The sequence below is a fragment of the Ammoniphilus soli genome, assembly GCF_040813775.1.
On sequence record NZ_JBEGDL010000003.1, the window covers coordinates 176,509 to 200,223 of the forward strand.

Sequence of the window (23,715 nt, forward strand, 5' to 3'; positions counted from 1 at the left end):
ATGACGAAAAAAGCTGTCATTATTCTCAGTGGCGGTTTGGATAGTACCACGTGCATGGGGATTGCGGAACGGGATGGATATATTTGCTACCCCCTTACCTTTGATTACGGACAACGCCACAAACATGAAGTAGAGCAGGCTAAAAAAGTGGCCTCCCATTATCAGGTCCCCAGGCATAATATCGTGGATCTTCGATTCCTTGGACAGATCGGGGGGAGCGCCCTTACGGATACCTCCATCGATGTTCCGGATTATACGGGAACAGACGAGATCCCTGTCACTTATGTTCCAGCAAGGAATATGATTTTCCTTTCTTTGGCTGCAGCCTATGCGGAAGTAGTGGGGGCTGAGGCTATATATATTGGAGTCAGTGCAGTAGATTACAGCGGGTATCCTGACTGCCGTCCCGAATTTATCCGCTCCATGACTGAAACCATAAACCTAGCTACTCAAGCAGGGGTTAAAAATGGAAACTTGCGCATTATTGCCCCTTTAACTCATTTGTCGAAAGCCGAAACCATTCAGCTGGGGATTTCCTTAAATGTTCCTTATCACTTGACGACCTCCTGCTACCGAGGCGGAGAGAAGGCTTGCGGTACCTGCGATAGCTGCCAGTTGCGGCTAAAAGGATTTGAGGAAGCAGGGCAAAAGGATCCGATTGACTATATGTAACAGAATATTTTGGGTCATACTAAACCTGACAGACAGGAGGTGGACCCTTGGTATGAAGCTTGTTGCAGTACGCAAAAATCAAGAGGGAAAAATTACCCACTTTTTAACGGATAAAGACACGGTGATTACCATAGAGGAAGCAGAGCAGCTCGCCCGCACAGGAGAACTTGATTCATTATCTGAAATCCATGCAGATGGCTCTTGGGTCATCGATGCGATGCAGCACATGGAGGGCAACAACCTAGCTGGTCTTCCTGAGTTTTAGTTATACGCCACAAGGCCGAACGGTCTTGTGGCTTTCTTGTTTAAATCGCCCTAGATTTGTTAATATAAAGGGATGTTCACCACAGTAAGAAATTAAAAGAAGGAGTGAGGAGGATTTGCTGAAAATTGGCTCACATGTTTCATTTTCAAAGACGGGACTGCTCAATGCCACGGAGGAAGCTTTAACTTATGGCGCCACCTCCTTTATGATTTATACTGGCGCACCTCAAAACACCCGACGCAAGCCCATGGAAGACCTGTACATCGAAGAAGGAAAATCTTTGATGGAGCAGTATGGCATCTTGCCATCGGACATTGTCGTTCACGCTCCGTATATCATTAATCTTGCCTCTTACAAGGATGACACCTTTGAGCTTGCGGTCAATTTCCTGCGCGAAGAGATCAAGCGCACAGCTTATATTGGAGTCAAACAGATTGTTTTGCACCCCGGTGCTTATACGGACAAGGACCCTGCTTATGGGATCCAGCGCATTGCCGAAGGGCTAAATGAGGTGTTAGAGCCGGAACAAGACGTACATATTGCCTTAGAAACCATGGCTGGAAAAGGAACAGAAATTGGAAGGAAGTTTGAGGAGCTCGCCGCGATCATAGAAAAAGTAAAATATAACGATAAGCTTAGCGTTTGTTTCGATACTTGCCACACCCACGATGCAGGCTATGATATTGTGCATGAATTTGATCAAGTCATGGAGGAATTCGATCGGTTAATTGGGCTTGATCGGCTTGCTGTCTTTCATATCAATGACAGTAAAAATTTTCGAGGGGCCGGAAAAGACCGCCATGCTCCGGTAGGTTCAGGCCTAATTGGGTATGGGGCGTTAAAAAATATCGTCCATCATCAAGCCGCACAAGGTAAACCTGTCATATTGGAAACCCCATGGATCGGGAAGGATAAAAATCAGGTGCGCCCGATGTACGAAGCCGAAATCGCTCTCCTCACCAACAGCGTGGAAGAGCGGTTCGGGACAAGCTATCTGGAGGATGTGGAACGGCTTTCCCATTTTTTCACTAAGCAGGAATTACACCCCTATGAAACGGTCCAGAGCGTGTGGTCTGACCTGCAGGATAAAAAGAAAAAGAAAGAAGATGCCAGAGAGCCCATTGAACGGTTATATGATTTGGTCACAGAGCATCAGGTTTTCCCTGACAGCTTGACGGAAGAGCAGACGAACCACAGGATCATAGGCTGGCTTGCCCAGGCTGATAAACAATAAGACTCATACAGAAAAAAAGAGAGAGGGTTGCTCGAAAGAGCCCCTCTCTCATATATACGAACCTAAAACTTTAGGGACGTAACGCTGGGTTTCCCTAGGCAAATAATTCTGCACCGTTTCCCAATCCGTTACGTTCCCCGCTTTCTTAATCGCGCGGTCTACATTCCCCGGACCAGCATTATAAGCTGCCAGCGCCAGCTTCAGATCCCCATTGTATTTGTTTATTTTATCTTTGATATACTTGGCTCCGCCTAATACATTCTGGTATGGATCATGCGGATTAACACCTAGTTCCTTAGCTGTGCTGGGCATTAACTGAAACAGGCCAATGGCACCCGCAGAACTTCTTGCACCCAATCGGAAGCCGGATTCGTTGTGAGCGATCGCAGCAAGCAAGTGGGGGTCTATGTCAACTTCTTTTGCCACCCTTTCGATATAATCCTTCACTTTGGGTGGGGCAGTATTTAATGGCCCCGCTTGAGCAAGGGGCTTCTGTTCCGTCTTAGGGGATTGCATACTAGGCTCTGGATTGGCAACGGGTTGCATGACTTGCGGATCGGAATCAGCAGGAACGTTTAGATGATAAGCCTGTTTCATCTTACTCGCCCACAATTGATGACCCGCCTGCATCACTCTTCCTTGTACAGATGGATCATAGGCTGTTGAGGCCTCCAGTGGAAATTGGCTAGTAAATCGGGGGGACAAATCCACACCCGCTTGATACGAATCAGGCTGAACGCCTAGCTGCTGCAAGGTCACTCGCTGCTTCTGGGCCCATTGATGGGCTCCTTGGGCCAGATCGTGCCGCCCTTGTTTCCGGTATTGGTTAAAAGCGACTTGAGCTCGGGCAATTTCATCTAGATGCTTGTCCACCATGTCTTGAAACGAGGGGGTGCTCGTTTTCTCCCTTGCAGGACTCTCCGCCTTCAAACCACTGGATTGGATCGGCTGTATATTGCTTGATATTCCGGAAACTCCCATTGTCATTCCGTCTCCCCCTTTAATCTCTTTTTTAAATTACCGCGAAACCAAAGGGATGTCTCTACGGCTCTTAATCAAAGACTACCGTTTTGTTTTCATAAACCAGCACTTTATCTTCAATATGCCAGGACACCGCTTTTGCTAAAGCAATTCTTTCTGCCTGGCGGCCTACAACCTTCAACTGCTCCACCGTGTAGCGATGATTTACGCGAAGGACGTCCTGCTCAATAATCGGTCCTTCATCCAAGTCGTCCGTTACATAATGGGAAGTGGCCCCAATAAGCTTCACCCCGCGATCAAAAGCTCGCTTGTAGGGATTGGCCCCAATGAATGCAGGGAGGAAGGAATGGTGAATATTGATAATTCGATGAGGATAATGGCTAACAAATTCCGAGGAGAGGATTTGCATATAGCGAGCCAGCACGATGAAATCCACCTTATCCTTCATCAAATATAAAGCCTTCTGTTCAGCATCCTTTTTTGTCCCTGGAGTAACGGGAACACAGAAGTAAGGAATGCCATAAGATTCCACCACTTCCCTTGAATCTTCGTAGTTGCTGATGACCATGGAGATATCCACTGGCAGCTCGCCGGCCTTCCATCGCCATAAAAGCTCCATTAGGCAGTGATCTTCTTTCGAAACAAAAATGGCCATTCTTTTGATTCGCTTTTCAGCAGAGAATTTCCAGTTCATTTCAAATTGGTTAGCCACTGAGGCAAAATCTTCTTCAATCTGAGCAAGGGAACGATCAAAATCATTCAGGTCAAATACGATCCTCATGAAGAACATTCCTTTCTCAGGATCGGTTGTATACTGGTCCGATTGAACAATATTGGCCCCACGTTCTAATAGAAATTGAGAAACCGCGGCAACTATGCCGGGTCGATCTATACAGGATATGAGCAATCTTGCTCGATTTTCATTCATATTCCATTTCCTCATTTGACTTCCTCCATCCTAAATACCCTTGAGTTTCTATGTATTTTTAACATTATATACGATTCCTGTTTTGAAAGAAATCCGTCCCGCACGGTTTTTTTAATGAGTAGGATAGACAGTGGGTGAAAAGGGCAAAAATGGGTAGAAATTGGACTAAATTTCTCCTAAAGGATGGAACGAACATGGAAAGCCAGTTGGACAAGCCGTATGTGGTTTTATCTCGATCCTATGATTGTCGTTTTTGGTCTTGGACAGAGCATATCCAGGGTCTGCAAAAATGCTTTATCCAAGAAAAATTCATTACCGCAAACGAGTGGAGAGAGGAAGAGATCATCAGCCAATTCCAATCTTCCACGCCCCATTCGAGTGAAGTGCTGCTTCATCATTTGGAGGTAGAAAAACGATCGGCGGGGAATCCTCTCTTACTTGTACATGGCGCTAGCCATGATGCGAATTTGTCTTGGGGAGAGTCCTTGGACAAAAAAAAGGGGTTAATACATGCCTTAAAGACATGTGACAGACCCATATATGCCGTTACATTTGCCCATCCGCACGGCGACAATCTTCTGCAAGCGGTCCAATTGAATAATGTCATCAAAAGAATCCAAGAGCTTACGGGCGGCAGCAAGATCGACCTCATTGCACACAGCAAAGGGGGGATTTCCGCATGGGCTTATTTAGCCGGACTTGGAAAAACTTGGGACGCCGACCATGAAGGGCAAGTAGAAAAATACATCATGCTGGGGACGCCAAACCGCGGCTTGGACTACCCTTTTCGACATGTGATTCCGAATTGGTGGGTGAAGCTGCTCAACTTCAATGCTCCTTTATCTGTCGATGAAATGCTATGGTACGGTCAATATATCGATACCACCGAGCATAGCTTATATAAAGAAGGAGGGGCGTTTCCAGGCTTATCTCAGCTATTATTTCGCTGGGATGAACACTATCCTATCCAGTCCGCAGCGCAAACCTTATATTACGGGGGAAGAAACTGGCTCATCCATTCTCGCGGTATTGAAACTGCCATGGCGGAGAGTGGAAATTTTATGAATAAACTGCTACAATCCCCGATAGACAGGGAAATTGAATTGCATATTCTTGCCGGCAATCATTCGCATATTCGGGGACTTTGCACCGAGTGGGATGGTCCGAGTGATGGTCTCGTTTTTGTCGATAGTGTGCTTTATACAGACGGATTGACAGAAGACGATAAACAAATCAAACGGAAGACGGTCTTGCCGCTAAACCATCTAGATCTTCTATATGATCGCATTGCCCATGAATGGGTCATGGAAGGACTGGTCCAGTAGGTTTAGTACAGGGGAGGAGCGAAAATATGTACGCCAAACACATCATCAAACTAGAGAAAGAAGATGGGACGTCCGAAGAGAAGGAATTTATCCTAACTCCAGCATCCCTGACGCTATTTGAAATTTTAATGGCCGAGGGGTGGGAGGTCATACAGACGATTGAAGAACGATAAAACAGAGGGTGGTACTCAAGTCCGATATTTGACTTGGGATCCACCCTCTCTTTATTGAGGCTTATCTTGGAGGTGTTGTTGTTGGCACAGGGCTTACTCCCCCGTAGGTTCCGCCAAAAGGATATTCGTAGTTTAATTCCTCATCAAATGTTGCATAGTCAAAGTTAACCATGAGCAGCAAAAATCTTTGTCCAGTCTGGGGGTCGCTCAAGATCAGGTGATCGCGTCCTGCTGCTTCTACTCTCCCCCTGTAGACCTTTGCATTCCACTGGTTATTGTTTTCATAGGTAAAGTAGAAAGTTCCCAGTTTTCCCTTATTGAGGCGGAGGATATTTTCAACATAGGACTGCTCTAAGGGAAGCATTCCCGGAATGGATGGAGCAGTTTGTGTCGGTGAAGGCATCATGCCCGGAATGGTGGCGCCGGCTGGCTGTGGCGGAAAAACAGGCGCCGTTCCCATGGGCTGGGAAGGAAAACCATAAGTTTGGCCAGGATACATCCCTTGAGCATAGGGCATTGGCTTCGGTGCGGTACCTGTTCCGTACCCATACATTCCATACGGGCTTACTGCCGTTTGACGGCTATTTGTGTACTCTTCGCTATTAAACTCCTGCATGTAAAGTCACTCCTTAGTAGGCATTATAAACATCGGGACAATCTTGGCCTGTCGGCTTGTAGAAGCAGTGGGCTTTATATCGCCCTGAATTCCATTGGTTCCACCATTGAGGCGGACAATTTCCGGAAGGCTTGAAGAACCATAAGCTAAACTCGGAGGGATGGACCCTTTCACCTTTGATGACCCGCCGGGCTAATCGGAGTTCACTCTCTCTGGCTTTTTGGTAGAAATAAGGTTTTTGGATCGCTTCATAACCACCCGGTTGCTGGTAAACCATCTGGGGGATCGTGCGGATATCCTTAAAATCAAGGCAGGCGCTTCGAACCCGGTTTACCCCCACATTGCCCACCATCAGCATCCCAAGCTCGCCTTCCCCTTCAGCTTCAGCCCTTAACAATCTGGCTAAAAGCCTGACATCCTCTTCTCGGGCTTTGACTACCGCCATAGCGTCACCTCACTTTTTCATCACAATTACATGATATTGAGAACACTGAATTTGGTGACTCGCCTAGAACGTTTTTTTGTTTACATAGGAAAACTTATACAATGAAACACTATGAGGAAGGAAATCACCATTCCATGGGAGGTAGGATTTCAATGCCAAGATACGCAGTAGCCATGCTGACCCTTTTGCTTGCCGCTTCCTTGGCAGGCTGCGGAAATAAGGATGAGGCGAAAGGCGGGGACGACAAAAAAGCCACAAAGCAAACGACCCAACAAACAGAAGAGAAGGCTCAAACGACCGTACCCGGTGCTGGAAAGCAAGAGGTAAAGAGCTTCAACCATTCCGCCTCGCTGAAAATGCAGGAAGCCGTCCGAAAAATCCCTGAGATCACCGAACCTGTAATTGTTGTTTACGGAAAAGAAGCACTTATGGGGTATAAGGTAAAAGAGAATGTGGATCCGCTGGAAGCGCAAACGAAACTGGAACAAAAGCTAAAAGAGCAAATGCCGAACTATCGTGTGCAAGCCAGCTCTGACCCTGATTGGTATGATCGGGTAGCGATCCTACATCGAGATAGCATTGAATCGGAAGGAAAAACGATTAAGAATTTGGAAAACGATTTTAAGTTCCTACGGGATCGCAAATAAATTGGAAAAAAGGTCTTGCTCTATCCTCTTATCTAAAGAAGGGAGCAAGATTTTTTTTCTGTCATGAAACCTCTGTTAATGATTTTCGTATGTATTATCAAAGCCATCCGTTACCACCCAAACGTTTGACTGTACAGTATGGGTATTGGTAAAATTAAATTAACCGTGAAGGAAGGGGGTGTCTGCTTTGGGGCGATGTATAGGATAGGAGAGATGGCTGAAATCGCCAAAGTATCCAAAAGAACAATTGATTATTATACCCAGATGGGACTACTCGATCCTAAACGGTCGGAAACGGGGTATCGATATTATACAGAGAATGCCTTAGAACGGCTGAAGCTGATAGAAATGTTTAAAAGGGAAAAATTATCCCTGGAAGAGATTAAAGAAAGACTCGATACCTTAGATCATTGCGATATCCCTGCCCAGGATGTCTCACAAAAAATCCATGAGATACAGGAACAGATGAGGAAGCTGGAAAAAGAGGTTCTCAAGCTTAAGCCGCTGCTTTCCCAGTTGAATGAAAAGCAGCTAAAAGTGTTGACCAAGCAAATCTCCATCCAAGGAACTTCACTATATCACACGATAGCCATTCTTTTAGGCGAGGTTCCACTATAAAAAACTAACGAATCATGCTATCTAAAGGAGGATAAACCTAATGTTCTTTACGCCTTTTACCATTTTAATCTTAGCGGCTTTTGGGCTGAGCATGTGGGCTTCATTCCGCGTGAAAGGGACCTTTAAGAAATATGCAGATGTTCACATCTCATCCGGAATGAGCGGAGCGGAAGCAGCCAGAAGAATGCTAGATGCCAATGGCCTTTCCCATATTCCCGTCCAGCATGTTCGCGGTAGCCTTACTGACCATTATGACCCGATTGCCAAGGCGGTTCGCTTGTCTGACTCTGTCTACGGGTCAAGCTCCATTGCAGCGGTTTCTGTAGCCTGCCATGAAGTGGGGCATGCGATTCAGGATAAGGTAAAATATCCGATGCTAGTGGCAAGACACAGAATATTTCCTGTGGTTAACTTTTCTTCAGGAATTGCGCCTTTATTGTTGCTCGGCGGTTTTTTCTTTAAGATGCAAGGTTTATTGCTGCTCGGTATTATCTTATTCAGTGCAGCGGTTCTATTCCAGGTTGTGACCCTTCCTGTTGAGTTCAATGCCAGTTCAAGAGCCAAAGATCTTATGGTCAAAATGGGCTTTATCCGCAATAACGAAGAAAGAGGGGCAAGCAAAGTGCTTGGGGCTGCCGCTTTAACCTATGTAGCTGCCGCCTTAATGTCTGTATTGCAGCTTGCTGAATACCTTTGGATTTTTAGTAGCCGTGAAGAAGATTAATAGACAAAAAAAGATGACCTCTCACTTTAGAGAGGTCTTTTTGCGCGGTAAAGCCGTTTCTTGGGAACTATAAAATCAAAAGGCGGTTTGACGAGGAGGAGAAGAATGAAGCATGTTTATCCCAGGCCTGCAAAGGTGGAGGAAGGCCAATCGATCGGTGCAATCGCCACGATCCAATATTTCGATAAACAGGGGTGGTGGAAGTCATGGATAACTGAACACCATGTATCTTTCAGAGAAGGAGAAGTTGTTGTTGAGGTATACACTGAAAAAATTCCGCCCTATCCCCATTTCCAATGGGAAAAACAATACTTAACGCTGGCGGAAGGGTATTTCCTTGAAGTGAGGAAGGTTAGTGAAAAAAAGGCTGCCGTTTGGATATACGCCCCGTCAGCTCGGGGATACTTTTATGCTTTTCAAACCTGGCGCCAGTTGCTTCAGTCGCCTCTTAATGAAGGATGGATCTTAGACCAGCCTCGAATGAAGCGAAGGGGCATTGTTGAAGGGTATTACGGTTCCCCGTGGTCACTGGAGGAGAGGAAACGCGCACTGAGCATCCTTTCTTCGCAAAAAATGAACACCTATGTGTATGCTCCCAAAAATGATCGGTATCATCGCGACAAATGGGATAGCCTTTATCCTCCTGAGGAGCTAGGACAACTGTCGAGTTTAGCCTATGACTGCCAGAAATACCATGTGGACATGATTTTTGCAGTGAGTCCCGGATTATCGATCCAATATACGTCCAATGAGCATGCCAACCTTCTTTTCGATAAATATAAACAGGTGTATGATATCGGTGTTCGCCATTTCGGTTTATTTTTTGATGATATTCCTTTGAGCCTTTTTCATGAATCAGATCGGGCTGCATTTCCGAGCTTAACGGACGCCCATATCCACTTTATCCAAAAGGTGTTTGCTAAACTCAAACAACTCGATGAAGGCAATTCTCTAGTTGTCTGTCCCACACAGTATTTTGGTAAAGGTGATGAAGAGTATATTCGTCGGTTAGGACAGGAGGTTCCCGAAGAGGTAGACATTCTTTGGACGGGAAGAACGATTTGTTCACCCGAAATCGATATCCGGGAAGCGCGAATTTTCTATGAACAAACGGGACATCAACCTTTGTTCTGGGATAACTACCCGGTCAACGATGCCAATATGCGCGACGAAATGCATATTGGACCGTTTTTGAATCGGCATCCGCTGCTTTACTTGCATTCAACAGGTCTCATTGCGAATGTCATGGAGTATCCCGAAGCATCTTTAATCCCTTTGATCACAATTGCCCATTACCTATGGAATCCGGCTGCATACCAACCATCAGAAAGCTTCGAATTTGCCGTAAAGTCTATAGTCGGCGATAGCCTGGCTCACCCTTTCATCCATATCAGCGATTGTATTAACCAATCTGTATTATCTCCTCTTCCCGGGAGCAAGCTGCTCACCAAGTGGCTTGAGCATCAGCGAAAGTGGCAACAGGATCCCCAATCGCATCAGAGCTTCAAAAGGATAGTAGAAGAATACCAGGAACAGGCCCAGCAATTGCTTCATTTGGAGAATGTTAAGCTGCGAAATGAGATGTTGCCGTGGATTCAAAAAGTGATGGAGGATTTTCAGTTTCTTTTGAGCGTGCTGGAGGCAAAGTCTCCTGAAGAAGCCGAAAGGATGATAGAAGAGACTTATCAAAACCAAGTTAAAGCACTCGGCTTTTTCCCTTATCTGATTAGTCGTGAATTCATCGACCAAATCAAGAAGTAAGCCTGTACTACAATAAAAAAAGGGTGCCAAGTCATACACGCTTGGACACCCTTCGCTTATACTTTTACCTTAAGATGATTTCGGTAGGCTGTGAAGTCAATTTGTTTCTCCTTCAGGCGGGCCACTAGCCACTTATGGTCCCTTGCCGGTGTAGCAAGGATATAGCCCTTGATCACCAAATCCTGGTTAATTTGCGTTGCCTTTTCATTCATTGCCAACTGGCCGATCTTCCCGGCGATTGATCGCTTGGCCACATCCCGGAACAGTGTGGGCACGGGTTCTACCAGTTCATCAAGCAAATGCAGAGTATCCTCCGTCCAAAGCGCTCTTGTTTGGTCAATATAGAAGTCCTGCCAATCCAGATCGGACTTACCGTCCTGCTTCGGCATAGACTTAAGGAACTTACGGAACATAAAGTATCCGCCGATAAAGAATAGGGAAACAAGAACTAACATCCAGATCATAATAAATGATCCAAATAGGGAAGACATTATTAAACACCACTTTCTGCAAAATTCTTATATGTATTTTAGGAAAACTTGGCGATTGCCATTCCCTATCCGTCATCTTTTTTTTTTTTGATTTCTAGATAGGGAAAACGCTACAAGTTTCCTCTTCCTGTCACTATATAAACGAAGGCACCACAATGACAGGCAAAAAAGATTACCCAGCACCAAGGGTGGGGCAGCGCGTATCCTCTTCTGATTCCGGGGGAGAACATTCTTCACATACATTTAACTCAATACGATGGACATCGCCCTGCTTTAATTTTCCGCATACAAGGCAGTAATACGTATGCAATGTAATCCTCTCCCTTCACTGATATTTAAAAATTATATCACAAATCGGCGAATTTCAGAAGGGGAGAGATACCTATCCGTACTAATTTCCTGTAACGGCTGCTTCGAAAATGATGCCAATTTTCTCGGAATGAGTAATGGAATACCGTATTCCTGTATGAATGATCTGTCGATCTTGCTTTACTTTATCGGAATCTGGCATAGGACCTAGCTTTACGACTAAATCTGCCTTTTCACCCTCGGCTAACTGCGGTTGAACAGTGGATATGGTTTGTTCAATCAGCTTAGGAACCGCTTCCTCGTCGCTGCCCATCATCATGACCCTTTGCACATTGCCATCTTTCGCCAAGAATCCTACGAGCTTAAGCTCATCCGTGAAATAGTGAGTAAATGACTTATTCTTCCCATTCTCCACGATCGTTGGGTCAGGCAAGTTCTGTTTTCCGGATTGATTCCACTGATCGGAAAACTCAGAAGCCGTCATCCCAAAAGATGAAGCAGCAGGCCTAGCTTCGCCTTGGAATATCCAGTAACATAAGATAGAAAGCAAGACAATGGAAGCTACAGACAAATAAACCGGTTTGCTGCTTTTTGTCGCCTGTGAACTTTCTTTCTTCCCATTATTGACAAATCGGTCATCGGGCTTATAATGATCGAGCTGTTGCTGGATCAGGCGTACAAAGTTGGCCCCAGTTGCAGGTACTTTATTTATGATTATTTTATTGCTAGAGACATCCATCAGGATACTCCCCATCCGATTTCCATCCTGAAATTCAATGGATGATTTGTAGGTAATCGAAAATAGGGCAGCAAAAGGAAAAGGAGTCCAGGAACGCGTATCCACAAAAATAATCCGATGGTTCGTGGCCACCATAATTCCATTTGTTTCCTGGTAAGAACCCAGTGTAACAACCCGAAGCTCTTCACCTTTTAATAAAATATTAGGCAAAGCTCGTATCTCCGCCCGAATGGCGAGCTTTATTCCTTCCTTCGGTTCTAGCCTCAAGATATTCGCTTTAATTTCTTCAAGACTCAGCATTGGAACTTCTCCTCCCGGAACCTCTCTTGTCTTTCTCCTATTTTAGCAATTGCGGATAGAGATTCCTATCCTTGAGTCCAAGGCAATTTCTTATGTCAGCTACCGGGCTGAAGGAGAAGAAGAAGAAAAAGAGGGGAGAAGCCCTCTTCTTTTGGATCATTCAAGCTTTTAAGACCTTCCTAAATGCATGTCAGCCGGTTCATCATGGGTCTCTCCCAGCTCATCTACGCGCATAAACCCAATCGTATCGTTCGTGGCAAAGGTTTTTCCTTGGGCTTGCCGTTCAGCTTCTTGTTCAGTCATTTCTACTTTTCCCGCTTGGATATCTGGCATGTCATCTCCTCCTTTCTTTCCCTTAATAGTATTTGCACTCTTTGTGTTTAAAACCAAGAGGAATTGACGATAAATATATACATCATGGAAAAACTTATATTGACAGGTTTATTAAAAAAACAATAAAATGTATCTATTAGTTTTTAATACATTATTTTCTCAATAGCGATGACGAGGAATAGTACGTGTGACCGAAGCATGCAGAGAGTTGACGGATGGTGCGAGTCAACGCAGAGGACAGGGAACTCACCTCGGAGCTGCAGGATTGAACTCTAGTAAATCCTGCCGTTAGCCTACGTTAAGGGTGGAAAGTGAGTACATTGTACTAATTAGGGTGGTACCGCGGGAGAATCAGCCTCTCGTCCCTAGCATTAAGCTAAGGATGGGGGGTTTTTTATTATTTGTTTATCAATCAACGTTTACTGGAGGTAGCTATGAGTACGGAACAAGCAAATTCCCCTACGACTTACAATCACCGTCAAATTGAAAAAAAATGGCAGCAATATTGGGAGGAAAACAAAACCTTTAAGCTGGTGGAGCAACCCGATAAGCCAAAATTCTATGCGCTGGACATGTTTCCTTACCCATCGGGAGCAGGGCTCCACGTTGGGCATCCAGAAGGATATACGGCTACAGACATTGTATCCCGTTACAAGCGCATGAAAGGCTATCAGGTTCTTCATCCCATGGGCTGGGATGCCTTCGGTTTGCCTGCGGAACAGCATGCCCTGGATACAGGTCAACACCCTCGCGAGATAACGAAGAAAAACATCGACAACTTTCGTCGACAAATAAAATCATTGGGATTCTCTTATGATTGGGACAGGGAGATCTCCACTACCGATCCTTCTTACTACAAATGGACGCAATGGATTTTCCTTCAGTTGTACAAGAGAGGGTTAGCGTATGTAGATGAAATTCCTGTAAATTGGTGCCCGGCATTAGGGACAGTTCTCGCTAACGAAGAAGTCATTGATGGCAAAAGTGAACGCGGAGGACATCCTGTTGTTCGCAAACCGATGAGACAGTGGGTATTGAGGATTACCGCTTACGCTGAAAGATTGCTTGAAGACTTAGAGGAGCTGGATTGGTCTGAAAGCATTAAGGATATGCAACGGAATTGGATCGGGAAATCCGAAGGTGCAGAGCTCGATTTCCCCATCGATGGACATGAAGGCACTTTAAGCGTCTTTACAACGCGTCCTGATACGCTTTTTGGCGCTACATACTGTGTGGTGGCTCCAGAACATAGACTGGTAGCAGAGATCACTACTCCTGAACAAAAAGAAGCGGTTGAAGCTTATCTTGAACAAGCGTCCAGAAAAAGTGACCTTGAGAGAACAGACTTGGCCAAAGATAAAACTGGCGTCTTTACGGGTGCCTATGCTATTAACCCTGTGAACGGAGCTAAATTGCCTATTTGGGTAGCCGATTATGTTCTAGTGAGTTATGGAACCGGAGCGATTATGGCAGTCCCTGGCCACGATCAGAGAGACTGGGAGTTTGCGAAAAAGTTCGATCTTCCGATCATTGAGGTTGTATCCGGCGGAAATGTGGAAGAAGAAGCTTATACCGGTGACGGACCACACGTCAATTCAGGCATCGTCAATGGTTTAAACAACAAAGAAGCGATCTCTCAAATGATTAGCTGGCTGGAGGAAAATAACAAGGGGAAAAAGAAAGTAACTTACCGTCTTAGAGACTGGCTGTTCAGCAGACAGCGTTACTGGGGTGAACCGATCCCTATTCTTCATCTGGAAGACGGCAGCATGAAACCGGTACCTGAGGATCAATTACCGCTTGTTTTGCCGGAAACGGATGCCATCCGCCCTTCCGGTACGGGAGAGTCCCCATTGGCTAATATCGAAGAATGGGTTAATACGGTCGATCCCGAAACCGGCATGAAGGCAAGAAGAGAAACGAACACCATGCCACAATGGGCTGGAAGCTGCTGGTACTACCTGCGCTATATTGACCCGCACAACGATGAGGAAATCTGTTCAAAGGAAAAGCAGCAAACCTGGCTTCCTGTAGATCTCTATATCGGCGGGGCAGAGCATGCTGTACTGCATTTGCTTTATGCGCGTTTCTGGCACAAGGTTCTTTATGATCTTGGCGTGGTTCATACGAAGGAACCTTTCCAAAAGCTTGTAAACCAAGGGATGATCTTGGGCGAGAATAACGAAAAAATGAGTAAATCTCGCGGCAATGTCGTAAATCCGGACGATATTGTGAATGATTTCGGTGCAGATACACTACGGATCTACGAAATGTTTATGGGACCTTTGGAAGCCTCAAAGCCATGGAATGTCAATGGGGTAGAGGGCTCTCACCGCTTCCTGAGCCGCGTTTGGCGATTATTCATTCAAGACAACGGAAACCTAAATCCGAAGATCAGCAATACCCCTGGTTCTGAATCCTTTAACCGTACGGTTCATAAAACCATTAAGGCGGTTTCTCACGACCTTGAAGGACTTCGTTTTAATACGGCCATTAGCCATCTGATGGTATTCCTCAATGAAGCAAACAAGGAGCAAAACTTGCCTAAAGAAGCGATGGAAGCTTTTGTCCTTATGCTGTCTCCGTTAGCTCCGCATTTAGCAGAGGAACTCTGGAGCCGTTTGGGACATAAACAAACCATAGCCTACGAGCCATGGCCTCAATATAAGGAAGAGCTCACAGTAGACAATGAGATTGAAATCGTCATTCAAGTGAATGGAAAAATCAAAGATCGTCTCGTCATCGCGAAAGGGACGGATCAAGAAGCCCTCAAAGAAAAAGCAGCAGCTTTGGAAACTGTCCAAGAAGCCATTACGGGTAAACAGATTCGCAAGTTCATTGTTGTTCCTGATAGACTGGTGAATATCGTTGTCGGGTAAATCATTTTTAATATCAAAGCGAGCCAAGGCAGTCATGCCTCGGCTCGCTTTTCTTGCTGTTTACGTGAATTCTTTAACAGACATGTTTCTAGTTCGGTTCCATATACTAAAGAGAAATAACCATCCCACAAGGAGGTGTCTCATGGACAGGTGCTCATGCTGCGGGGCTCCCTTCATATTGCATGGGGGAGTTTGCGACCTTTGTTTTGCAGGGGATGATCCTGATGATTATTTAAGCAGTTCCCTTCCCTGCCCGCATGATTACGACGCGTTGGAGTGATACCTATTTACGCCATGTGAGATAGTGAACAGAAGAACAAGTGTCTGCACCAACAAAAGAGGCTGAAAGGATTTCAGCCTCTTTTGCTATGCGCATTCACGCCTAATATCTTCTGTTAACTCCCGTTCTGCACTTATGAGCAAGACATCCCCTAACAAAATCTGTGTATCTCCATGCGGAACGATCATGTCATTCTCCCGGTAAATCCGAATCACCAGAGCGTCGCCTAAGAAAGAAAGATTTTTGATCAGCTTACCGTGAAGCCGCTGATTTTTAATCTGCACTTCCTGCAAGGATTGATCTGTCTGCAAGAATCGAAAGAGGGACGGATGTTCAATCAGCGCTTGAAGCAAGATTCGATTTGATGAATAGGTAGAGAAGGGCTGAACTCCTTCTGTGATGCCCTCAAGGCGTTCCTCGGAGTCAATGCGGCATATTACATTATCCACCTGTGCAAGCTTAGCCCAATTCGCAAGCTCGATATTCAGCTTCTCATCGCTTGTAAACACGACGACATAATCACTTTCAAGCACACCATACTTTTCTAGCGTTTCGGAATTAAGGTTATCGACTACTCGCGATTCGAAAGGATATTGTCTCTGAGGATCAAGCAGGGTTTCATCTGATGTAAACATCGTAACGCTATAGCCATCCTGATGAAGCTGTTTCGCCAACGCAAGATTAATCGTATTTGCCCCAATGAGTGAAATTCGTTTGCTGACTTGTTCTTTTTCCTCCGGTGCGATCTTTTGAAAAAGGATCGGAGAAATGATCGTGGAGATGACGGCACTTAAAATGAGAGCAGCCTGAACCGTATGCGTAATAATCTCCATTTCCAGCGCAATGGCAGAGCCGGCAATGACTAAACTCAATGTAGAGGGGAGCAAATAGCCGGCTGCCAATGTTTCTTTCCAGGAAAACCATTTTCTCCAAAGAAGGATCGGGAAAAATTTCGATGCAAAATAGCTGAATAAAACTAAGGGAATGATCATCAAGGCTTCCATATCCCGAAACAACTCACGCAGTTCTAACGTAGCTCCTACCATAAAGAAAAAAATCGGAATGAGAAATCCAAAGCCAAAAGATGTCAATTGATGGGTAAATTGCTTCTTTGGAGAAACCAAGGAAACAAGCACTCCTGCTAAAAAAGCACCTAAAATGCTTTCTGCCCCTACTTCTTCCGACAATACGACAAAAAATAAGATGAGTGCAAATACTCCCCTTGTTCCTAATTGCACACTCTCACGAGAAATCCGCTCAATGACCTTTCCTTTCTTGAACCGCATCATAAAGCGGTAGAAAAAGAATACAACCACAAATAAGATCAACAATAGCAAAGGCTTAGCCAGATTATCCGCCTGCAGGGCAACATAGACTGCCAGCAGGATCATCGTGGCAAAATCCGAGATAACGGCTGTCAATAAAATCGACTGTCCATAAGGGGTATTCGTAATGCCTTTATCCTTTAAGATCGGTACAACAATACTCAGGGATATAGTCGAAATAATGAGGGTCATGAAGATCCCATCCGAAACAAAGCCCATTGCTTGAAAGACAAAACCAAACATTGCGGAAATCGCTAAAATAAATAAAAAAGTGATTGACGATACCTTTAGAGGATTTGCTTCGGTTGTTTTTTTCTTTACGTTGAAAGAGTCGAAATCAATCTCCAGGCCACTTAAGAACATGAGGTAAATGAACCCCAGCGTGGAAAGGATGTTTAGCCATTCATCATCATTAATTATTCCTAATCCGCTTTTTCCGAGCAAGATCCCCGCCATAATTTCTACAACGACTACAGGCAGAAAGCGCCAGCGTATTCTGTCCAGAAAGATCGGAATAAGAAAAGAAAGGGTAACGACTATCATTAACGAATTCAGCGAGTGATGTTCTTCCATTATCTTCCTCCATTTTTTAAGACATCAGCCATATTTTAAAATACATGGTTTAGAAAATACACCTTTTTTTCTATAATTAAGAACATTTAACTAAACAGTCAGATGGTTAAACGGTCATGATGTTGTATAATGAGGATAGAGATTACCTTATTTTTTCCTAAAGGAGGACGATCTATGAGAAGAGTCATCTTGCAGGAGCGGAGCAGGGGAAAGGGTTGTGGTGGCAATGAATCAAGAACGAATGACAGAGTGGTTTGAGAAATCCTTCCAGGAGGATTATTTGAAAATATATGCACATCGTGACGAGCAGAAAGCAACACAAGAGTTGGAAAGCCTTATTCCTTTTCTTCATATTCAGCCAGGTCAAAGAGCATTGGATCTTTGCTGCGGGCAAGGTCGGCATAGCCGCTGGCTGGCACAGCAGGGACTGCGTGTAGTCGGTGTAGATCTTTCGGCTGTCTTGCTGCAGGAAGCGATACGGCACTCGCTGAATATTCCTGTCTTGTACATGCGAGCCGATGCCAGGGAAATCCCTTTTGTTGAAGAAATGGATCTTGTCTTTAACTTGTTCACAAGCTTCGGTTACTTTGTGGAAGATGAGGAAAACGAAAAGATTTTCCAACAGGTTCATAAGGCCTTAAAACCAGGCGGGTTATTTTTATTTGATTATCTCAACCCAGACTATCTGCGGGCTCATCTCGCACCTTCTTCCCACAGCAAGCAAGGCGGGCTAGAAATTATACAGCAAAGATCGATTTCGGATGGTTTTGTGCAGAAGCAGATTATCATTAAAGAAGAAGGCGAAAGCCCAAGACATTATGAGGAAAGAGTGAAGTTATACAGCGCAGGCCAACTTCAGTCGATGCTGACCAAACAAGGGTTGGAAATTCTCCACTTATTCGGAGACTACCAGGCAAGTCCTTATCAGCAAGAGGGTTCACCGCGGATCATCTTTATTTGCCAGAAGCAGAACACTGACCAATAAAAAAAATTTTCCGAAAGCGAAGTTATTTTCAGAGTAGCCAGACCGCCTTAAGAGGAAGTTTTTTATGCGTTTCAGAAAGTTTGTTCACTTTATTGCTTTAGTGAACTTAAACTTTCTGAAACAGTAAAAAAAGGAAGCACTAGTTCATGGATGTGAGCCAGTGCTTCCTTTCTTGTGCTGTTTTTACGTCAGCAAGCAGACATGGATTAGAAATGGCCGCCAGCATGAAGAAACGTCCCTTCAATTCGAAGGTATAGGACGTTCAGTTCGCTGATTTTACCTGACAGGTCATTTAGTTCCTCCATGATTTCAAAAAACATTTCCGGTTGATGCTGGAGTTCTTCGTACTTTTTCATATAACGCTTATCAAACTCATGAATCTTGGCAGGGATCTTGGAACTAATTCCCTGTGTTTTATCAAAAAACTCTGCAGTTTCTTCCGGATTCCATTGCTCTATCGGCACATAAATAACCGGCATCTCCAGCTCGATCCGATCGTCATAAATAAAGTTGAATTTCATTTCTCCACCCTCCGATAAACAAATTATACACCATGTTTACGTGGTTTTGTAGTTGGAAAAGATGCTACTATAGACTACAAGTGTGTGCTTGGGAAGGTGAGGAAATGGAAAGCTGTCCTCTATATACAGAACATCAGAAGCTATTCTCCGTCCAACTAAGCTGCGAAGCCACCGACGAAGATTTAAAGCAGGAAACTGAACTTATCGACCGTTATTGTCATGGAGAGTTCAATAAGTGTCTTCGCTACCAAACGTATCAGGATTTGAAAATTGAATTTCTTGTACGGAAAAAGCTGCAGACGGAGTTTGGTGCTTAATAACAGACATACTTTTTTTCAGAAGCCACATCCTATAGTTACACTCCAACAGCAGATATGGAGTGAATTAGCGGAAGGTGGTTTTTTCATGAATAAGCGAGAAAAGCAGAGTATTTTCACTCGTATTTTTAAACCGCTAAGTTTTGTTAGTTTATTGGCTGTTGGATTGTTAACCGGTTGCGGTGTAGACCGGGGAGCCGATGTGAATCAATATGATGGGGTATACAATGTAAATGATTATACAGGCCGCGCGAACCAATTCCAGGGACGTAATTTTGATACAACAGGTCGAACAACACCGCTTGGGGATAACGGAAGAGGTACAATCCTAAACAATCGGGCCTTCGATTATAATAACAATGGCAGGTTAGGTAATGAAATGGGTTTAAACAATGGTTCCATTTACGATAATAATTTCATCCAGGAAGATCGTAATTTGATGAACCGAGGAAACAACCGGTAGAGAAGAAAACCTTCTCTTTTTAAGGTAACTCATTTCATCTTTTGAATAAGGAGGTCCTACCCGTTGAATACAAAGAAAGCCAAGAATCTCAATGCCGAATTAAGAGACATCGGAACTCATATGGCTGGGCTTATTCATCAGCATGAGACGCGTGAAACAAACCAGCCTGAAACCATTAATCCCCCTGTAGTCCCTAACCCTGGTCCCTATGATACGAGAACAGGAAATTACGAATAGATATACGAAACAGGCGGCCTACCAGGAAGGCCGCCTTTTACGAATGTTGAAAAAATGTCACATAACTAAAATCGCTCTACCTTGTTAATTTATTGCAAAAACGTCATAATGGGTAATGGTAGCGAAAATGACAGAAAAGAGGATTTAACATGAGTTTCAATGATACATTTATCAATGCCTGTATGAAAAAGGAGATCGACCGTGTCCCCGTGTGGTATATGCGTCAAGCAGGAAGATACCAGCCGGAATATCGGGAGATCCGTAAAAAATATAGTCTTTTAGAAATCTGCCAAATTCCTGAGCTCTGCGCAGAAGTAACAATCCTTCCCGTACAGCAGCTTGGAGTCGATGCCGCGATTTTATTCTCTGACATCATGGTACCCCTAGGTCCGATGGGCGTGAAATTCGATATTATTGAAAAGAGAGGTCCCGTCCTGGAAACTCCTTACCGTACGGCTGAGGATATCAATAGTCTGCGGGCTCTTGAGCCAGAGGAAGATCTGCCGCATGTAATAGAAACGATAAAAATCTTAGCCCGAGAATTAAAGGTTCCCCTAATCGGGTTTACTGGGGCTCCTTTTACTTTGGCCAGCTACATGGTTGAAGGCGGTCCTTCCCGCAACTACATTCGAACTAAGCAATTGATGTACTCTCATCCGGAAGTATGGCACAACCTAATGGAAAAGTTAGGGGATATGGTTGTTACATATCTGAAAGCCCAGGTTCAAGCCGGGGCAAAGGCAGTACAGATTTTCGACAGTTGGGTTGGAGCCCTTGCACCAGTTGATTATATGACATACGTTTATCCAACCATGAAGCGAATTTTCAGCCAGCTTAAGGATCTTCCAGCTCCAAAAATTTATTTTGGTGTAGGATCAGGAGAGCTTCTTCCGTATTGGAACGATTTAGATACTAATGTCATCGGTTTAGATTGGCGGGTTTCCATTCCGGAGGGACGGAACAGAATTGGAGACCGTTATGCTGTGCAAGGAAATTTGGATCCGACTCTTCTTCTTGCTCCATGGCCTGTTCTTGAAGCCCGGGCCAAACAAATTATTGATCAAGGACTAGAAACGCCTGGATTTGTCTTTAACCTTGGACATGGAATTTTCCCCGAGGTGCCTGGCGACATGCTGAAACGCCTGACTGATTTTATCCATGATTACAGTTCCGGTGTAATCGCAAGCAAGTAGAAGGGGGATTGGCATGAGTAAAAAAAAGCTAGGACTTCTCGTTATGGCCTACGGTACGCCTTCCAGTTTGAATGAGGTTGAGGCCTATTATACGCATATTAGAAGAGGAAATCCTCCTTCTCCAGAAAAGCTTCAGGAACTTATTGAACGTTATGAAGCAATTGGAGGGGTATCCCCGCTCAATGAAATTACCAGAAGCCAAGTAAGTGAGTTGGAAAGAAAACTAAACGAAACATCTGATGAATATTCTTTTCACGCTTATATAGGCATGAAGCATGCCTATCCTTTCATTGAGGAAGCCGTAGCGCAAATGGCGCAAGACGGCATTTCCAGCGCGGTGGGCATCGTATTGGCACCCCATTATTCCATTATGAGTGTGGGTACATACAATAAGACGGCTTTAGAAGCAGCACAGGCTCATCATATTCATCTCTCCTGTGTTAAAAGCTACCATTTAGAGCCTTCATTTATAGAGGCGCTTGTCCAAAGAGTCAAGGATGCTCTATGCAGGTTTCCAACCGACAAGCAACAAGAAGTGAAAGTCCTTTTTACTGCCCACAGTCTGCCAGAGAAAATCTTAGAGCTTGGCGATCCTTATCCTGAACAATTGAGAGAAACAGCTCAAGCTGTCGCAGAGGGTTCAGGCGTGTCCAATTGGGACAATGGATGGCAAAGCGCAGGACAAACAGCGGTCCCTTGGCTTGGCCCTGATATATTGGACGAAATGAAGGCTCTGCAGGATGAGGGAGTTAAGGACTTGATTATTAGTCCAATCGGATTTGTAAGTGATCATCTGGAAGTGCTTTATGATATCGATATTGAAGCCCAGAAGCTAGCGAGAGAGCTAGGCATTCATTTAGAACGAACCGCTTCTTTAAACTCGGATCCGCTGTTTATAGAAGCATTGTCCCGTGCCGTCATGAAGCAATTAAATTAAACGGACTAGAGGATAGATATGATGGAAGAACAACAAAAACACATTATGGTCATTGGCGGAGGCATCACTGGACTCACTGCCGCCTATTACATACAAAAGAAGGTTAAGGAGGAGCAGCTTCCTTTCTCCATATCCTTAATCGAAAAAAGCAGCCGACTAGGCGGCAAAATCCAGACAGAGCAAGCAGAAGGCTTTGTTATCGAAAAGGGACCGGATTCTTTTTTAGCCCGCAAGCCTGCCATAATGGACTTATCTATCGAGCTGGGTCTGCAAGATGAAATGGTAGGAACATATCCGAAGGCCAAAAAGAACTTGACTTCATTTAATGCCTCCCGGGCTGGTGTTGGGGATACCGACCCAATTGTCCCCCTTTATTAAAACAGGATTAATCTCCCCACTAGGGAAAGCAAGGGCCGGTCTGGACTTATTGATTCCGGCAAGGAAAGAAGAGGGAGATGAAGCCCTTGGCGCTTTCCTTCAGCGCAGATTAGGCCGGGAAGTAGCAGAAAACATTGCAGAACCGCTTCTTTCTGGGATTTATGCGGGCGACACACAGATGCTTAGTCTTGATGCAACTTTTCCTCAGTTTAAAGCCATTGAAAAAAAATACGGAAGCATTATCAAAGGAATGTTGTTTAGTCGAAAGGGAGGGGGAGCACCCCCTCAACCCCAGGCAATACTCCCTCAAGCCGCCAGACAAAGCATGTTTCTTACCTATCGAAATGGCCTCGAGACGTTGGTCAAATCACTGGTCAAGGAATTAAGCGGAGTGGACATCCAAACGAATCAATCGGTTCAGCAAATTACTGCAGGACAGACCGGCTACGAAATCCTGATGGGAAATGGAGAGAAGGCATTGGCTGATGCGATCATCCTGGCAAGTCCTGCTTTTGCGACAAGGGAAATGCTTAAGGATGTGGATATGGCTTCTTGTCTTTCTGAGATCCCGTATGTGTCAGTAGCTAATGTCGCTCTTGCTTTTAACCGGAAGGACATCAATCATCCGCTTGACGGTTCGGGCTTTGTCATCCCGCGAAACGAGGGCAGAAGCATAACGGCTTGTACGTGGACCTCATCTAAATGGCCACAATCTACTCCTTCTGATAAAGTATTGCTTCGTTGTTATATGGGTCATTCCAGGGATCAAAGCGCCATTACCCTTACTGACGAAGAGATCATGGGAAAAGTGAGAAAAGACCTGAAAGAAATAATGGGACTAACGGCACAGCCGATTTTTTATCGCATTACGCGCTGGAAGGAATCGATGCCTCAATATCGAGTGAATCATCTTGAAAGACTACGTCAGCTGCGCGAGGAACTCGAAAAAAAGCGTCCAGGCATCCTTTTAGCCGGCGCGGGATATGAAGGTGTAGGCATACCTGATTGCATACAGCAAGGAAAGCAAGCGGCTTTAAAGGTATTTGAGCATCTTTCTTAACCATAA

General features: G+C 44.8%; 28 protein-coding genes and 1 other annotated feature. Of the genes, 19 read left to right on the forward strand and 9 right to left on the reverse strand.

The window, feature by feature from the left end; genetic code table 11:
• The 3 genes from queC to ABLT31_RS08375 all read left to right on the forward strand — a co-directional run bounded on the left by queC (position 1) and on the right by ABLT31_RS08375 (position 2,171).
• On the forward strand, positions 1-672 hold the full coding sequence (queC, locus tag ABLT31_RS08365) for a 7-cyano-7-deazaguanine synthase QueC (RefSeq protein WP_367750636.1): 672 nt from the start codon (positions 1-3) through the stop codon (positions 670-672).
• A 52-nt stretch (positions 673-724) separates the two neighbouring features.
• Positions 725-937 carry a hypothetical protein gene (locus tag ABLT31_RS08370; RefSeq protein ID WP_367750638.1) on the forward strand — a complete coding sequence of 71 codons (213 nt, stop codon included), beginning with the start codon at positions 725-727 and terminating at the stop codon, positions 935-937.
• A gap of 115 nt (positions 938-1,052) precedes the next feature.
• Positions 1,053-2,171, forward strand: a complete 1,119-nt coding sequence (locus ABLT31_RS08375) for a deoxyribonuclease IV (protein ID WP_367750640.1) — start codon at positions 1,053-1,055, stop codon at positions 2,169-2,171.
• 48 nt (positions 2,172-2,219) lie between these two features.
• Here ABLT31_RS08375 and ABLT31_RS08380 read toward each other — a convergent pair whose 3' ends face one another.
• Together ABLT31_RS08380 and purU are read right to left on the reverse strand one after the other, a co-directional pair.
• Entirely contained in the window at positions 2,220-3,158 is a 939-nt protein-coding gene (locus tag ABLT31_RS08380) for a lytic transglycosylase domain-containing protein (RefSeq protein WP_367750641.1), read from the reverse strand.
• A 64-nt stretch (positions 3,159-3,222) separates the two neighbouring features.
• On the reverse strand, positions 3,223-4,095 hold the full coding sequence (gene purU / locus ABLT31_RS08385) for a formyltetrahydrofolate deformylase (protein ID WP_367750643.1): 873 nt from the start codon (positions 4,093-4,095) through the stop codon (positions 3,223-3,225).
• A gap of 179 nt (positions 4,096-4,274) precedes the next feature.
• On the opposite strand from purU, the gene ABLT31_RS08390 reads away from it, so the two are divergent.
• Entirely contained in the window at positions 4,275-5,405 is a 1,131-nt protein-coding gene (locus ABLT31_RS08390; protein ID WP_367750645.1) for an esterase/lipase family protein, read from the forward strand.
• Positions 5,406-5,431: 26 nt separating this feature from the next.
• Positions 5,432-5,578 carry a hypothetical protein gene (locus ABLT31_RS08395; RefSeq protein WP_367750647.1) on the forward strand — a complete coding sequence of 49 codons (147 nt, stop codon included), beginning with the start codon at positions 5,432-5,434 and terminating at the stop codon, positions 5,576-5,578.
• A 61-nt stretch (positions 5,579-5,639) separates the two neighbouring features.
• Here ABLT31_RS08395 and gerQ read toward each other — a convergent pair whose 3' ends face one another.
• Positions 5,640-6,194: a spore coat protein GerQ gene (gene gerQ, locus ABLT31_RS08400; RefSeq protein ID WP_367750649.1), complete on the reverse strand. Its 555-nt coding sequence runs from the start codon at positions 6,192-6,194 to the stop codon at positions 5,640-5,642.
• A 13-nt stretch (positions 6,195-6,207) separates the two neighbouring features.
• On the reverse strand, positions 6,208-6,639 hold the full coding sequence (locus ABLT31_RS08405) for a cell wall hydrolase (protein ID WP_367750651.1): 432 nt from the start codon (positions 6,637-6,639) through the stop codon (positions 6,208-6,210).
• A 152-nt stretch (positions 6,640-6,791) separates the two neighbouring features.
• Here ABLT31_RS08405 and ABLT31_RS08410 point away from each other — a divergent pair, with 152 nt between their 5' ends.
• The 4 genes from ABLT31_RS08410 to ABLT31_RS08425 all read left to right on the forward strand — a co-directional run bounded on the left by ABLT31_RS08410 (position 6,792) and on the right by ABLT31_RS08425 (position 10,389).
• Positions 6,792-7,286, forward strand: a complete 495-nt coding sequence (locus ABLT31_RS08410; protein WP_367750652.1) for a YhcN/YlaJ family sporulation lipoprotein — start codon at positions 6,792-6,794, stop codon at positions 7,284-7,286.
• Between the two features lie 195 nt (positions 7,287-7,481).
• Positions 7,482-7,904 carry a MerR family transcriptional regulator gene (locus ABLT31_RS08415; RefSeq protein ID WP_367750654.1) on the forward strand — a complete coding sequence of 141 codons (423 nt, stop codon included), beginning with the start codon at positions 7,482-7,484 and terminating at the stop codon, positions 7,902-7,904.
• Positions 7,905-7,944: 40 nt separating this feature from the next.
• Positions 7,945-8,628, forward strand: coding sequence for a zinc metallopeptidase (locus ABLT31_RS08420; protein WP_367750656.1), 684 nt, complete (start codon positions 7,945-7,947; stop codon positions 8,626-8,628).
• 105 nt (positions 8,629-8,733) lie between these two features.
• The gene (locus ABLT31_RS08425; RefSeq protein WP_367750658.1) at positions 8,734-10,389 is read left to right on the forward strand and encodes a protein O-GlcNAcase; all 1,656 of its coding nucleotides are present in this window, start codon (positions 8,734-8,736) and stop codon (positions 10,387-10,389) included.
• A 56-nt stretch (positions 10,390-10,445) separates the two neighbouring features.
• On the opposite strand, the gene ABLT31_RS08430 is transcribed toward ABLT31_RS08425, so the two are convergent.
• The 3 genes from ABLT31_RS08430 to ABLT31_RS08440 form a co-directional block, all read right to left on the reverse strand.
• A complete protein-coding gene (locus tag ABLT31_RS08430) occupies positions 10,446-10,880 on the reverse strand; it encodes a DUF2621 family protein (RefSeq protein ID WP_367750660.1) in 435 nt (144 codons plus the stop codon).
• A gap of 391 nt (positions 10,881-11,271) precedes the next feature.
• Entirely contained in the window at positions 11,272-12,228 is a 957-nt protein-coding gene (locus ABLT31_RS08435) for a hypothetical protein (RefSeq protein ID WP_367750662.1), read from the reverse strand.
• A gap of 168 nt (positions 12,229-12,396) precedes the next feature.
• The gene (locus ABLT31_RS08440) at positions 12,397-12,561 is read right to left on the reverse strand and encodes a hypothetical protein (protein ID WP_367750664.1); all 165 of its coding nucleotides are present in this window, start codon (positions 12,559-12,561) and stop codon (positions 12,397-12,399) included.
• A gap of 159 nt (positions 12,562-12,720) precedes the next feature.
• Positions 12,721-12,931 (forward strand) — a binding site (T-box leader).
• Positions 12,932-12,995: 64 nt separating this feature from the next.
• On the opposite strand from ABLT31_RS08440, the gene leuS reads away from it, so the two are divergent.
• Complete coding sequence (leuS, locus tag ABLT31_RS08445; protein WP_367750665.1) at positions 12,996-15,440, forward strand: leucine--tRNA ligase; 2,445 nt, start codon at positions 12,996-12,998, stop codon at positions 15,438-15,440.
• Positions 15,441-15,582: 142 nt separating this feature from the next.
• Entirely contained in the window at positions 15,583-15,720 is a 138-nt protein-coding gene (locus ABLT31_RS08450) for a hypothetical protein (protein ID WP_367750667.1), read from the forward strand.
• Between the two features lie 86 nt (positions 15,721-15,806).
• Here ABLT31_RS08450 and ABLT31_RS08455 read toward each other — a convergent pair whose 3' ends face one another.
• Positions 15,807-17,618 (reverse strand): monovalent cation:proton antiporter family protein, encoded by a 1,812-nt coding sequence (locus tag ABLT31_RS08455; RefSeq protein WP_367750669.1) that lies wholly within the window; start codon positions 17,616-17,618, stop codon positions 15,807-15,809.
• A gap of 226 nt (positions 17,619-17,844) precedes the next feature.
• Here ABLT31_RS08455 and ABLT31_RS08460 point away from each other — a divergent pair, with 226 nt between their 5' ends.
• Positions 17,845-18,603: a class I SAM-dependent methyltransferase gene (locus ABLT31_RS08460; RefSeq protein WP_367750671.1), complete on the forward strand. Its 759-nt coding sequence runs from the start codon at positions 17,845-17,847 to the stop codon at positions 18,601-18,603.
• Positions 18,604-18,809: 206 nt separating this feature from the next.
• On the opposite strand, the gene ABLT31_RS08465 is transcribed toward ABLT31_RS08460, so the two are convergent.
• Positions 18,810-19,124: a hypothetical protein gene (locus ABLT31_RS08465; RefSeq protein ID WP_367750672.1), complete on the reverse strand. Its 315-nt coding sequence runs from the start codon at positions 19,122-19,124 to the stop codon at positions 18,810-18,812.
• Positions 19,125-19,228: 104 nt separating this feature from the next.
• Here ABLT31_RS08465 and ABLT31_RS08470 point away from each other — a divergent pair, with 104 nt between their 5' ends.
• From ABLT31_RS08470 to hemG, 7 genes are all read left to right on the forward strand, one after another.
• The gene (locus ABLT31_RS08470; RefSeq protein ID WP_367750674.1) at positions 19,229-19,441 is read left to right on the forward strand and encodes a hypothetical protein; all 213 of its coding nucleotides are present in this window, start codon (positions 19,229-19,231) and stop codon (positions 19,439-19,441) included.
• Between the two features lie 88 nt (positions 19,442-19,529).
• Positions 19,530-19,904 (forward strand): hypothetical protein, encoded by a 375-nt coding sequence (locus tag ABLT31_RS08475; protein WP_367750676.1) that lies wholly within the window; start codon positions 19,530-19,532, stop codon positions 19,902-19,904.
• 63 nt (positions 19,905-19,967) lie between these two features.
• Positions 19,968-20,141 (forward strand): hypothetical protein, encoded by a 174-nt coding sequence (locus ABLT31_RS08480; RefSeq protein WP_367750678.1) that lies wholly within the window; start codon positions 19,968-19,970, stop codon positions 20,139-20,141.
• Positions 20,142-20,290: 149 nt separating this feature from the next.
• Positions 20,291-21,334, forward strand: a complete 1,044-nt coding sequence (hemE, locus tag ABLT31_RS08485; RefSeq protein WP_367750680.1) for a uroporphyrinogen decarboxylase — start codon at positions 20,291-20,293, stop codon at positions 21,332-21,334.
• 13 nt (positions 21,335-21,347) lie between these two features.
• Positions 21,348-22,271, forward strand: coding sequence for a ferrochelatase (hemH, locus tag ABLT31_RS08490; protein ID WP_367750682.1), 924 nt, complete (start codon positions 21,348-21,350; stop codon positions 22,269-22,271).
• An 18-nt stretch (positions 22,272-22,289) separates the two neighbouring features.
• The gene (locus tag ABLT31_RS08495; protein WP_367750684.1) at positions 22,290-22,649 is read left to right on the forward strand and encodes an NAD(P)-binding protein; all 360 of its coding nucleotides are present in this window, start codon (positions 22,290-22,292) and stop codon (positions 22,647-22,649) included.
• On the forward strand, positions 22,597-23,709 hold the full coding sequence (hemG, locus tag ABLT31_RS08500; RefSeq protein WP_367750686.1) for a protoporphyrinogen oxidase: 1,113 nt from the start codon (positions 22,597-22,599) through the stop codon (positions 23,707-23,709). The genes ABLT31_RS08495 and hemG overlap by 53 nt, the downstream gene beginning before the upstream one ends.
• Positions 23,710-23,715 lie beyond the last annotated feature (6 nt).